A 13,255-nucleotide genomic window follows, 5' to 3' on the forward strand; every position below is an offset into this window, starting at 1 on the left:
AATACTGTAGGTGAGGGCGTTTGGATTACCCGCCATTGCGGATTAAATGGTGATCTTCATCCACGGCATAGTCACTGAAGGTGGAGATTACGCTATCATACTCATCCTTATCCTGAATCCGAATACCCTGCTGAAGTTGCTCCAGCACCCCATCAGGCAAAGAACTCTCCAACGTCCCAACATCCAACTGAAAGAACGTACGAATAACCTTCTCTTCTGCAGGTTTGCCCTCGTACAAATTAAGGTTCCCTACAGCATCAATGCTGATATAAGCCTGTTGTTTACATAGCGGTGAAAGGTCATCTACACGTTGCTTCAAATGCAACTCATCTGATGTTCCAACGGTAGCATCCCATTCCGGATGTTGAGCTAGTAGCATTTTCAACTGCGGTCTAGCCATCTTGCCTAACTGCTCTGTCTCCACTCCGCAGATGTACTGTATCTCCAAAACCACACTCGTTAAATGATCCGGATCAGAATCAAGTTGCTCTACTAACGCCTGAATCTCCTGTTCTGATCTTGTTTCCTGCGTAACAGGGCCCATCACACTGGTTGCCTCACTAAAATTAGTTGTCAATAAACGCTCTATGGCCGATGAGATAGACAACCCACTGTAAGCCAATATCGTAACTGCAAGTAAAGCCGCCGTCATCCATACTGTTCGTTTCCACCGTCGCCAGCGTCTCTTGAATTGTTTTCTGAAGTTAAACGTGTTCACATGAACCCCTTCTATCACTTTTTAAACCTATTGTGACCTAAAGAACGAGGCTTTATGCACAACTAACTTGTCGTCTGAAGAAGGATCACGCATGTGATAGCTTAGAGAATTTGTCATAGTGAATACCGGAACCTGCATTTATAGAATCTTATATATAGATAAATAAAAAAAACACTATCTAATTATAGATAATGTTTTTAGAGATCGGGATGACACGATTTGAACATGCGACCCCCTGGTCCCAAACCAGGTGCTCTACCAAGCTGAGCTACATCCCGTTATATATACCGGCGAGAGGACTCGAACCTCCACGGTTTCCCACTCGATTTTGAGTCGAGCGCGTCTGCCATTCCGCCACGCCGGCAAATTTGAAGTTATAATGGCGCGCCCTGAGAGATTCGAACTCCCGGCCTTTTGATTCGTAGTCAAACGCTCTATCCAGCTGAGCTAAGGGCGCAAATATTGGAGCGGAAGACGGGAATCGAACCCGCGACCCTCGCCTTGGCAAGGCGATGCTCTACCGCTGAGCCACTTCCGCATACGGTATTATTAATATAAAAATGGCGGAACCGACGGGATTCGAACCCGCGATCTCCTGCGTGACAGGCAGGCATGTTAGGCCAACTACACCACGGTTCCAGATCACTTTCTCAAAGGAAAGTATAATTGCGGGGGCAGGATTTGAACCTGCGGCCTTCGGGTTATGAGCCCGACGAGCTACCGGGCTGCTCCACCCCGCGTCGTTATAAAGTTTATATGGTGGAGGCTGAGGGGATCGAACCCCCGACCCTCTGCTTGTAAGGCAGATGCTCTCCCAGCTGAGCTAAGCCTCCATAATATGACCCGTAGGGGATACTCTCACTTCGTTCGAGACTGCGAAGCAGTTGCTAACGAGGTATATCCTCCGACGAACCTTTGGGATTCTCATCCCTTGTTAAAGCTATAAATATAGCTATGACCCGTAGGGGATTCGAACCCCTGTTACCTCCGTGAAAGGGAGGTGTCTTAACCCCTTGACCAACGGGCCTTACTGGCTCCCCGAACAGGGCTCGAACCTGTGACAACTCGATTAACAGTCGAGTGCTCTACCAACTGAGCTATCAGGGAATAATATGCATTTGCACTGCAAATGCAATTCATCGTACAACATCAACATGCAGAGCCTGTTTTCTATGTATGATGAAAGAGTTCGCTTGGCGGCGTCCTACTCTCCCAGGACCCTGCGGTCCAAGTACCATCGGCGCTAGAGGGCTTAACGGTCGTGTTCGGGATGGGTACGTGTGGAACCCCTCCGCCATCGCCACCAAACGCATAGCTTAGCTTACATTCAGAGATCGTTCTCTGAAAACTAGATTCGAAACGAAACATGCGAATTATCACTTGCTATTGGATAAGCCCTCGACCGATTAGTACTGGTCAGCTCCATGCATTGCTGCACTTCCACCCCCAGCCTATCTACCTCGTCGTCTTCAAGGGGTCTTACATACTGGGAAATCTCATCTTGAGGGGGGCTTCACGCTTAGATGCTTTCAGCGTTTATCCCGTCCGTACATAGCTACCCAGCGGTGCTCCTGGCGGAACAACTGGTACACCAGCGGTACGTCCATCCCGGTCCTCTCGTACTAAGGACAGCTCCTCTCAAATTTCCTACGCCCACGACAGATAGGGACCGAACTGTCTCACGACGTTCTGAACCCAGCTCGCGTACCGCTTTAATGGGCGAACAGCCCAACCCTTGGGACCTACTTCAGCCCCAGGATGCGATGAGCCGACATCGAGGTGCCAAACCTCCCCGTCGATGTGGACTCTTGGGGGAGATAAGCCTGTTATCCCCAGGGTAGCTTTTATCCGTTGAGCGATGGCCCTTCCATGCGGTACCACCGGATCACTAAGCCCGACTTTCGTCCCTGCTCGACTTGTAGGTCTCGCAGTCAAGCTCCCTTATGCCTTTGCACTCTTCGAATGATTTCCAACCATTCTGAGGGAACCTTTGGGCGCCTCCGTTACTCTTTAGGAGGCGACCGCCCCAGTCAAACTGCCCACCTGACACTGTCCCCGCACCGGATTACGGTACCAGGTTAGAACCTAGATACGATCAGGGTGGTATCCCAACGTTGCCTCCATGCAAGCTGGCGCTCACACTTCAAAGGCTCCCACCTATCCTGTACAGATCGTACCCAAATTCAATATCAAGCTGCAGTAAAGCTCCATGGGGTCTTTCCGTCTTGTCGCGGGTAACCTGCATCTTCACAGGTATTAAAATTTCACCGGATCTCTCGTTGAGACAGCGCCCAAGTCGTTACGCCATTCGTGCGGGTCAGAATTTACCTGACAAGGAATTTCGCTACCTTAGGACCGTTATAGTTACGGCCGCCGTTTACTGGGGCTTCGGTTCACAGCTTCGGGATTACTCCCTAACCACTCCCCTTAACCTTCCAGCACCGGGCAGGCGTCAGCCCGTATACTTCGCCTTACGGCTTCGCACAGACCTGTGTTTTTGCTAAACAGTCGCTTGGGCCTTTTCACTGCGGCCCCCTCGTGCTATTCACACTACCGGGGCACCCCTTCTCCCGAAGTTACGGGGTCATTTTGCCGAGTTCCTTAACGAGAGTTCTTCCGCGCGCCTTAGAATACTCTTCTCGCCTACCTGTGTCGGTTTGCGGTACGGGCACCATCACCTGGCTAGAGGCTTTTCTTGGCAGTGTGAGATCATGACCTTCGCTACTATAATTTTCGCTCCCCATCACAGCTCAGCCTTACAATGTGCGGATTTGCCTACACATCAGCCTCACTGCTTAGACGGACATCCATCAGTCCGCGTCACTACCCTACTGCGTCCCCCCATTGCTCATAACGGCTTACGGTGGTACAGGAATTTCGACCTGTTGTCCTTCGACTACGCCTTTCGGCCTCGCCTTAGGTCCCGACTTACCCTGAGCGGACGAGCCTTCCTCAGGAACCCTTAGGCTTTCGGCGGATCAGATTCTCACTGATCTTTTCGTTACTCATACCGGCATTCTCACTTGTATAATGTCCAGCGCTCCTTACGGTACACCTTCAACCCTTATACAACGCTCCCCTACCCCTGATGCAAAGCATCAAGCCATAGCTTCGGTGGTGTGTTTAGCCCCGTTACATTTTCGGCGCAGAGTCACTCGACCAGTGAGCTATTACGCACTCTTTCAATGGTGGCTGCTTCTAAGCCAACATCCTGGTTGTCTGTGCAACTCCACATCCTTTCCCACTTAACACACACTTGGGGACCTTAGCTGATGGTCTGGGCTGTTTCCCTTTTGACAATGGATCTTAGCACTCACTGTCTGACTCCCGGAAGTAAGTCTATGGCATTCGGAGTTTGACTGAGCTTGGTAACCCTTGCGGGCCCCGCACCCAATCAGTGCTCTACCTCCACGACTCTGTTTTCCGAGGCTAGCCCTAAAGCTATTTCGGGGAGAACCAGCTATCTCCGAGTTCGATTGGAATTTCTCCGCTACCCCCACCTCATCCCCGCATTTTTCAACATGCGTGGGTTCGGGCCTCCAGTGCGTGTTACCGCACCTTCACCCTGGACAGGGGTAGATCACCCGGTTTCGGGTCTACGTCCACGTACTAAGTCGCCCTATTCAGACTCGCTTTCGCTGCGGCTCCGGCTCTTCACCTTAACCTTGCACGGGAACGTAACTCGCCGGTTCATTCTACAAAAGGCACGCCATCACCCCTAAAACGGGCTCTGACTTTTTGTAAGCACACGGTTTCAGGTTCTATTTCACTCCCCTTCCGGGGTGCTTTTCACCTTTCCCTCACGGTACTGCTTCACTATCGGTCGCTAGGAAGTATTTAGCCTTGGCAGATGGTCCTGCCGGATTCATACGGGGTTTCACGTGCCCCGCACTACTCGGGATCCGTCTCGGAGGGAACCAACTTTCAACTACAGGGCTTTTACCTTCTTTGGCGGGCCTTTCCAGACCTCTTCGCTTAACCGGTTCCTTTGTAACTCCATGTGAGACGTCCCACAACCCCAAAGAGCAAGCTCTCTGGTTTGGGCTTCTCCGCGTTCGCTCGCCGCTACTGACGGAATCACTATTGTTTTCTCTTCCTCAGGGTACTTAGATGTTTCAGTTCCCCTGGTATGCCTCTACACAACCTATGTATTCAGTTGTGAGTAACTGGAAATTACCCCAGCTGGGTTTCCCCATTCGGACACCCCCGGATCAAAGCTTGCTTACAGCTCCCCGAGGCAGTTTCGTTGTTCGCCACGTCCTTCATCGGCTCCTAGCGCCTAGGCATCCTCCGTGTGCTCTTAGTAGCTTAACCTCGTGCTCCGGTTTCGACTGCTCGCTTCCCTTGTTTTGCTTGTGCAAAGCCAAAAGTCGCTCTCACCCGATACCATCGTACGTGCAATCTACCGTTTTTATTTAAACTTGTTTAACACAAGTTCAGCTAAAAAGGAATGTTCTAATTCGCGTTTGTTTCGTTTCGATATCTAGTTTTCAAAGAACAAGCTCCATGCAAAAGCAAGCTGTTTGAGAGTTTGAGCTCTCAAAACTGAGCAACGAGTGAGTAACTAGCCGACCTGGCTAGATTTTGTATTTGAATGTTTCCGTTGCAGGAAACGATTCTCCATAGAAAGGAGGTGATCCAGCCGCACCTTCCGATACGGCTACCTTGTTACGACTTCACCCCAATCATCTATCCCACCTTCGGCGGCTGGCTCCTTGCGGTTACCCCACCGACTTCGGGTGTTATAAACTCTCGTGGTGTGACGGGCGGTGTGTACAAGACCCGGGAACGTATTCACCGCGGCATGCTGATCCGCGATTACTAGCAATTCCGACTTCATGCAGGCGAGTTGCAGCCTGCAATCCGAACTGAGACCGGCTTTGTTGGGATTGGCTCCATCTCGCGATTTCGCAGCCCGTTGTACCGGCCATTGTAGTACGTGTGTAGCCCAGGTCATAAGGGGCATGATGATTTGACGTCATCCCCACCTTCCTCCGGTTTGTCACCGGCAGTCTATCTAGAGTGCCCACCCGAAGTGCTGGCAACTAAATATAAGGGTTGCGCTCGTTGCGGGACTTAACCCAACATCTCACGACACGAGCTGACGACAACCATGCACCACCTGTCTCCTCTGTCCCGAAGGAAAGGTACATCTCTGTACCGGTCAGAGGGATGTCAAGACCTGGTAAGGTTCTTCGCGTTGCTTCGAATTAAACCACATACTCCACTGCTTGTGCGGGTCCCCGTCAATTCCTTTGAGTTTCAGTCTTGCGACCGTACTCCCCAGGCGGAGTGCTTAATGTGTTAACTTCGGCACCAAGGGTATCGAAACCCCTAACACCTAGCACTCATCGTTTACGGCGTGGACTACCAGGGTATCTAATCCTGTTTGCTCCCCACGCTTTCGCGCCTCAGCGTCAGTTACAGCCCAGAGAGTCGCCTTCGCCACTGGTGTTCCTCCACATATCTACGCATTTCACCGCTACACGTGGAATTCCACTCTCCTCTTCTGCACTCAAGTCACCCAGTTTCCAGTGCGATCCGGGGTTGAGCCCCGGGATTAAACACCAGACTTAAATGACCGCCTGCGCGCGCTTTACGCCCAATAATTCCGGACAACGCTTGCCCCCTACGTATTACCGCGGCTGCTGGCACGTAGTTAGCCGGGGCTTTCTTCTCAGGTACCGTCACCTTGAGAGCAGTTACTCTCCCAAGCGTTCTTCCCTGGCAACAGAGCTTTACGATCCGAAAACCTTCATCACTCACGCGGCATTGCTCCGTCAGGCTTTCGCCCATTGCGGAAGATTCCCTACTGCTGCCTCCCGTAGGAGTCTGGGCCGTGTCTCAGTCCCAGTGTGGCCGATCACCCTCTCAGGTCGGCTACGCATCGTCGCCTTGGTGAGCCGTTACCCCACCAACTAGCTAATGCGCCGCAGGCCCATCCCCAAGTGACAGATTGCTCCGTCTTTCCAGTTTCCTTCAGGCGAAGAAAACAACTATTCGGTATTAGCTACCGTTTCCGGTAGTTGTCCCAAACTTGAGGGCAGGTTGCCTACGTGTTACTCACCCGTCCGCCGCTAAGTATCAAGGAAGCAAGCTTCCTATCAACTCCGCTCGACTTGCATGTATTAGGCATGCCGCCAGCGTTCGTCCTGAGCCAGGATCAAACTCTCCAATAAAGTATTGAAAAGAGCGATAAGCTCATTTTGAATCTGACGAGATTAAAAATCTCATTTGTGCTCCAGTCGATTCAAGCCAAGGCTTGTCTCTAACTTTCGCGTTCATTCTGCAAGCAGAATGTTTACTCACTCGTTGTTCAGTTTTCAAAGATCAAACTTGTTTCATTATCTCTTGTGTTTCCCGTGTCAGCCGTGTGTTTCAGCGGCGACTTAAATAATATATCATACGGCTGAATGTAATGCAACAGTTTTTTTCATTTCTTTTCTTTAGTAGTTTTGCATTAGCTAAAGCTACCATATCCGTTCCCTATCTTGTCCTATCATAATAGCTTACGCTCATAGGGTACAAATATTTTAACACATTTATGAAAGGGTTTACAACAACTTCTCAAAAAAATGCTCTTTATCATTTCCAGAACAGCTGTATCTCCGTAATGCGAAACTCAATGTTTATTAAGGAAAGCGGGAAGCCTCTCTCCATTACAGAGCAGACTTCCCACTAAATAAAACATGCACCTGACTTTTTCATCAATCGCAATCCGCGCTAGGTTAGTTTTGTATCCATGGATTACGACGCTTTTTATCGGATTTCCGTTGGTTAGAAGGAGCTGCACCCTCTCTGGATGTTTTCCCGGACACGGATACTTTGGATTTATTCTTCAGAGGAGCCTTGGTTGTTCTGCGTTTTGCAGCTGCCAGCTTATTCCCTGCTTGCTTGGACTTCCCTTCCGAATCTGATCCAACCTCTTCAATTGCTACCTGACTTAAGTTAGCGTCTTCACGCCCCCCTTTTTTACCACCCTTTCCTTGCCCATGAGGAGGATACATTTCACCAAATGCTCCAAGCGGAGACGGCGGAACCATGTTCTGAGTAGGATACGGATTCTGATAAGCATACTCAATAGGCTGGTTTGGCATCGTGGATGTGGACATTTCAGGCGGCATACCGTACGAAGGACCATACATATTCCAAGCCGGATCCTGATAACCATGAGAAGGATAAGTATACTGAGGCATATGTGTATGTGAGCCACATCCGCATGGAGGGTACGGAAGCATTGAGTATGGAGATATGAAAGGCGGCTGATGATTCATATGACCAGGTGCTGCATACGTCGGAAATGGACTATTCACTTCGGCAGCTGGCGCAATCGGAAATGAGTTGTTTTGCATTGCTGCGGACAGATTCGGCATAACGTTATTGTGGTTATAACCCTGTTCCGCACCAGTCCACGGACTGTTTGGCAGATCACTGCTACTATAAGGACTAACTTCCGGAATCCCCGGAAACGACGTATTGTTACTCGCTCCTGCCGTGTACATGTCTTGCTGCGCACCATACACCTCTTGTGCAGGAACCGGGATTTGAACATAAGGGTGTTCGGCTGGCGCATGATGCAACTTATTACCACAACCACAAGGCTTTTTCGTTGCTGGTGCAACCTCAGTTGGAGACTTTGTATTAGGCATTACAGGCAAAGGCGTAATTTCAGGCGAAAGATTAGGCATTGTATATTTCTTGGATTCTGCTACCGGTTTTACATGAACTTCGGTTTTAACCTCTTCTTTTTTGTGCGTTTCCTTTTCCGGCTTCACTTCAGGAAGCTCTGGTAACTGCGGCAGTACCTCCAGTTCCGGCATTACATTCGGCATTACCGGATTGGCAGGTGGTGGAGCAGGCACCGGGACCGGAACAGGAACCTCTGCTACCGGGGCAGGGGGAGTTGGCGTAACTGGAGCCGGGGGCTCCGGTTCTTTGACTCCCGTATATTCCTTACCTTCAGGTGACAACTTTTCATGAGCAGCAATGTTGCCGGCACCCGGATTAGATGTGCTGTTTCCTTGTGCGTGCATAGATGGAATGTAAACTGTCTCCCCCACCAGCAGAGCGTTCGGATTTTTCAACTGTGGATTGGCATTGACCATATCTTTTAAAGGAACTCCCCAGGCTTGTGCCAACTTCCATAACGAATCTCCTTGCTGCACCTTGTGACTGTGGAGCACACCCTCCGGCTTCGGTGTTACTGGCTCTGCAGGGATTTTGACCTTCATGCCAATATCCAGCTTGTCGGGATTTGTGATTTGCGGATTAGCCGCGATCAATTTGTCCAGCGCTACATTGTATTTTTGGGACAGCAGATATAATGTGTCGCCTTTTTTCACCATGTGTATTTTCACAGGGAACTAACCTCCTAGACGTCATACTTGGGCAGTACATTCGCCCATACCGTTACTACATCCTATGCAGAAACCGGGCTAATGACATCAACTAAACAAAAAAAATCCTCCTGTCTCTAAAATCCCCATACACCAGGTATGCAGAATTTTATCGGACAAGGAGGATTCCTGTTCCCTATGTTATGCAATTCTAACTTAAGATTCCCACACTTTATATCCATCTTTGTCAACAATCTGACGAAATGCTTCCAGCAGTCTCAGCGTTACTGGACCTGCTACCCCCGTGCCAATTGTTCTTCCATCCACTTCATATGCAGCGATAACTTCTGCAGCTGTCCCGGTGAAAAAGACTTCGTCTGCGATATACACATCATGCAGGGTGAATGGCACTTCTTTTAATTCAAGCTCCAGTTCGCCACATAGATCGATAATCGCTTGACGTGTAATCCCTTCAAGTGCTCCGAGATAACAAGGCGGCGTGTACACTACACCATTTTTGATGATGAAGATGTTATCACTTGAACCCTCAGTAACGTAACCTTGGGAGTTCAGCATGATTGCTTCACCAGCACCTGAATAGTTAGACTGGATTTTAACCAGTATGTTATTGAGATAGTTCAACGATTTAATTTTTGGATTCAATGCGTCCGGAATGTTCCGGCGTTGGGATACCGACACGGCTTTCAATCCAGTAAGATACGCTTCCTCGGGATAGATCGCCAATTGCTCCACGATGATGATTACGGATGCCTTAGGGCAACGTAACGGGTCCAACCCCAGATTACCAGGGCCGCGCGATACAATAAGACGAATATAACCATTACGCATATCATTGCGGCGCACCGTTTCAGCCATGACTTCCAGCATCTCATCAATGGACAGCGGAATGTTCAAACTGATGGATTTCGCCGAATCATACAAACGATCCAAGTGGGCCTTACATCTGAAAATATTTCCGTTATAGATCCGAATACCTTCGAAAATCCCGTCTCCATACAAAAATCCATGATCATATACCGAAACGGTTGCGTTCTCCTTGGTCACATACTGACCATCCAAATAGATCCATTGTTCTGCCACCGATGACTGCACCTCCATAAAATATCCATTCACTGTACTCCGAAACGTTATTAACCCGTCCATTGTACACCAAATGACAAGCCATTACTCGCTCATTCTATCCCGACTTATGACAACCTTCTAACATTCCCAAACACCACCAGGTCAATTATCTTGAAGGATATGTATAACAAGGATAGCTACCCAGAACGCGCACCTGACAATTCAATGCTTCAATCTCTGCCATGGCTGCGGTAAGCAATACCGAATCGACCGTTTCCACAACATCAATGTAAAAATAGTAACTGCCCAATCGTTTCTTCGTTGGACGAGATTCGAGACGGGTCAAGTTCAGCTTCCGCCATGCAAAAGCCGACAATACCTGATGCAACGCACCCGGTGCATCTTCTGGCAATGTCACCAGCAAGCTGGTTTTTACATGATCCGGTTCACGTGGAATGTTCACAGGTTCATGGCCGATGAGCACAAAACGGGTGTAGTTGTTGTCATGATCTGTAACCTTTTCAGCCATAATGTCCAATCCATGCTTCTGAGCAGCAAGCTTGGTACCGATCGCCACCCAGCCCTTACCCGGATTTTTTTTCACAATTTCTACAGCTTCGGCCGTACTGTTCACACCTTCAAGGTCCGCCCCAGGCGAATGCAGCCGAATAAAATTCTGACACTGTGGAATAGCCACAGGGTGAGACATGATCTTGGTAATTCTACCAAAGTCATACTCGCCACTCTCTGTCTTAAATTCCGAGCCATGTCCAATCACATTCTGGATAGATGGATATACCCACTCTGCTTGCATCGGAATATCTACTTCATTCACAAGCCAGTCCATATGAAGACTAACGGAGCCTTCAATGGTATTTTCAATCGGAATGACACTGTATTGTGCAATCCCGCTATCCGTTGCTCTAAACACATCCGAAATCAGCTTGGAATGAAGCAAGTCTAATGGTTCCCCGTTGAAAAGGAAATCAATTGCCTCATGAGAAACTGATCCTTCAGGTAATACTGCAATTCGTTTCATGCATTAACTTCCCCTTTGATTCTGTCCAGAAAAGGACGTTCGTCTTGATCAGGCAGCACGGTTACACCGTCCAAATCCGGATCGAGCCACAGTGCAGAAGCAGATATGCCCTCCCGCTCCATGGTGTCCAGCAAATATTGTTCCAATCCCGCTTTCCGGGTGTCATGACGATCTACCAAAGTCAATACGGTCGGTCCAGCTCCGCTCAGGGCAGCTCCCAACGCTCCATGATCGACGGCATGTTCCAATATCTCAGCCATGCCTGGCACCAATGATGCCCGATATGGTTGGTGAATTCGATCTGACATCGCCTTCTGAATCATATCCAGTCGTCCACTCGCCATAGCGGCAACGAGCAGTGAGGATCTGCTAATGTTATGCACCACATCAGACATGCCAAATTGTTCTGGAATTACATTCCTTGCTTTTGAAGTAGACAGCTGGAATTCAGGTACAATAACCAAAGCCTGCAGATCCTGGTGTGGTTCAATACGTATATGATCTACCTGTTGACCATTCCATGCAGCCGTAATAATACCGCCATACAGAGATGCTCCAACATTATCAGGATGCTTCTCAAGGGATGTGGCCATATCCAGAAGCTTCGCATCGGATAAAGGAGCACCAATTAATGCATTAGCCGCTGCCAATGCCCCAACGATGGCTGATGCACTGCTCCCGAGTCCCCGCGTAAGCGGAATATCCGAATACATGGAAATCTCCAATTCAGGGACGGATACCCCAGCTTCATTGAATACCATCTGTGCCACTTCGTAAATCAAATTCGATTTATCTGTTGGCAGGCCTGTCAAATGATTGCCGTGAAGATGAAATGACGTCTGCTCGGCAGGTTTCATTTCCAACCAGGCATACAAAGACAATGCCATGCCCAGGGTATCAAACCCCGGACCGAGATTGGCTGTGCTTGCAGGTATTTTTACGGTTACCTTTTCACGCAAACTCATACAGATTGCTGCTCCAGTTGTGCAATGGCCGCCATTACCGCTTCTTCCGTATCTTCAACAACAAGTGGCTCAGTCGCTACTGTTTTGATCGCAATATTAGGATCTTTCAGGCCATTACCTGTCAGTACACAAACTACAGTCTCTCCGCCTTTAAAGTACCCTTCACTCTTCAGTTTGTATACACCAGCAAGGGAAGCCGCAGAAGCAGGTTCAGCAAAAATTCCTTCCCGAGAAGCAAGTGTACGATACGCTGTAAGGATTTGTTCATCCGTTACATAGTTGATCTGTCCACCAGATTCCTCAGCTGCAGCTACTGCCGTTTTCCAGCTCGCCGGATTACCGATTCGAATTGCTGTTGCTACCGTTTCAGGTTCAAGGATCGGCTCACCTTTGACTATGGCCATCGCACCTTCTGCTTCGAAACCAACCATACGTGGAAGCGTGTTGGATTTACCTGCCTCTTTATATTCTTTGAAACCTTTCCAATAAGCCGAGATATTACCCGCATTACCGACTGGAATAGCCAGAACGTCAGGCGCTTCGCCAAGTTGTTCAATTACTTCAAACGCTGCTGTCTTCTGTCCTTCAATCCGGAACGGATTCACAGAGTTTACAAGCGTGATCGGATGTTTGGCTGTGATCTCACGCACAATCTCCAGTGCACGGTCAAAGTTACCATTGATCGCTATCACTTTGGCTCCATAGATCATGGCTTGGGCCAGTTTACCCAGTGCAATGTTGTTATTCGGGATCAGTACGATACAATTGAGGCCACCACGTGCGGCGTAGGCCGCTGCAGCTGCTGACGTATTACCTGTGGATGCACACATGATCGTACGGCTGCCCTCTTCCATAGCTTTGGCAACAGCCATAACCATACCGCGGTCTTTGAAAGATCCCGTAGGGTTCAAACCTTCGTATTTGAAGTAAACATTTAAACCGAGTTCCTCAGACAGATTCTCTGCATGAATCAACGGTGTATTTCCTTCCTGAAGCGTAAGCAGGGGTGTATTTTCATTAACTGGAAGGTGCTCTCTGTACGTTTGCAAAAGTCCTTGATATCTCATTATGGGTAAACTCCTTTATGTTTTATTAATCTGAAATGATGACCTGT

6 protein-coding genes, 9 tRNA genes and 3 rRNA genes are annotated in these 13,255 nt (G+C 49.0%); all 18 read right to left on the bottom strand.

The window, feature by feature from the left end; all coding sequences use genetic code 11:
• Positions 1–25: 25 nt before the first annotated feature.
• Positions 26–718 carry a BofC C-terminal domain-containing protein gene (locus AC4E8D_RS24530; RefSeq protein ID WP_221824769.1) on the bottom strand — a complete coding sequence of 231 codons (693 nt, stop codon included), beginning with the start codon at positions 716–718 and terminating at the stop codon, positions 26–28.
• A 204-nt stretch (positions 719–922) separates the two neighbouring features.
• Positions 923–996 (bottom strand) — tRNA-Pro (locus AC4E8D_RS24535).
• 7 nt (positions 997–1,003) lie between these two features.
• Positions 1,004–1,082 (bottom strand) — tRNA-Leu (locus tag AC4E8D_RS24540).
• A 16-nt stretch (positions 1,083–1,098) separates the two neighbouring features.
• Positions 1,099–1,175: transfer RNA gene (locus AC4E8D_RS24545), tRNA-Arg, on the bottom strand.
• 6 nt (positions 1,176–1,181) lie between these two features.
• A tRNA-Gly gene (locus AC4E8D_RS24550) sits at positions 1,182–1,256 on the bottom strand.
• A gap of 23 nt (positions 1,257–1,279) precedes the next feature.
• A tRNA-Asp gene (locus AC4E8D_RS24555) sits at positions 1,280–1,357 on the bottom strand.
• Positions 1,358–1,384: 27 nt separating this feature from the next.
• Positions 1,385–1,458, bottom strand: a tRNA-Met gene (locus tag AC4E8D_RS24560).
• 17 nt (positions 1,459–1,475) lie between these two features.
• A tRNA-Val gene (locus AC4E8D_RS24565) sits at positions 1,476–1,551 on the bottom strand.
• Between the two features lie 122 nt (positions 1,552–1,673).
• Positions 1,674–1,745: transfer RNA gene (locus AC4E8D_RS24570), tRNA-Glu, on the bottom strand.
• Between the two features lie 4 nt (positions 1,746–1,749).
• A tRNA-Asn gene (locus AC4E8D_RS24575) sits at positions 1,750–1,825 on the bottom strand.
• 84 nt (positions 1,826–1,909) lie between these two features.
• Positions 1,910–2,026, bottom strand: a 5S ribosomal RNA gene (gene rrf / locus AC4E8D_RS24580).
• Between the two features lie 78 nt (positions 2,027–2,104).
• Positions 2,105–5,032: ribosomal RNA gene (locus tag AC4E8D_RS24585) — 23S ribosomal RNA — on the bottom strand.
• A gap of 312 nt (positions 5,033–5,344) precedes the next feature.
• Positions 5,345–6,897 (bottom strand): 16S ribosomal RNA (locus tag AC4E8D_RS24590).
• Together the 16S, 23S and 5S rRNA genes with 9 tRNA genes alongside form the textbook arrangement of a ribosomal RNA operon.
• 549 nt (positions 6,898–7,446) lie before the next feature.
• Positions 7,447–9,075, bottom strand: a complete 1,629-nt coding sequence (locus AC4E8D_RS24595) for a LysM peptidoglycan-binding domain-containing protein (RefSeq protein WP_221820853.1) — start codon at positions 9,073–9,075, stop codon at positions 7,447–7,449.
• A 195-nt stretch (positions 9,076–9,270) separates the two neighbouring features.
• Positions 9,271–10,155, bottom strand: a complete 885-nt coding sequence (gene ilvE / locus AC4E8D_RS24600; protein WP_017692630.1) for a branched-chain-amino-acid transaminase — start codon at positions 10,153–10,155, stop codon at positions 9,271–9,273.
• A 148-nt stretch (positions 10,156–10,303) separates the two neighbouring features.
• A complete protein-coding gene (gene pheA / locus AC4E8D_RS24605; protein ID WP_221820854.1) occupies positions 10,304–11,176 on the bottom strand; it encodes a prephenate dehydratase in 873 nt (290 codons plus the stop codon).
• A complete protein-coding gene (gene thrB, locus AC4E8D_RS24610; protein ID WP_221820855.1) occupies positions 11,173–12,141 on the bottom strand; it encodes a homoserine kinase in 969 nt (322 codons plus the stop codon). Before thrB ends, pheA begins: the two co-directional genes overlap by 4 nt.
• Positions 12,138–13,208, bottom strand: coding sequence for a threonine synthase (gene thrC / locus AC4E8D_RS24615; protein ID WP_036605915.1), 1,071 nt, complete (start codon positions 13,206–13,208; stop codon positions 12,138–12,140). Before thrC ends, thrB begins: the two co-directional genes overlap by 4 nt.
• Positions 13,209–13,255: the final 47 nt, after the last annotated feature.

This window comes from Paenibacillus sp. SRL342 (assembly GCF_984798905.1).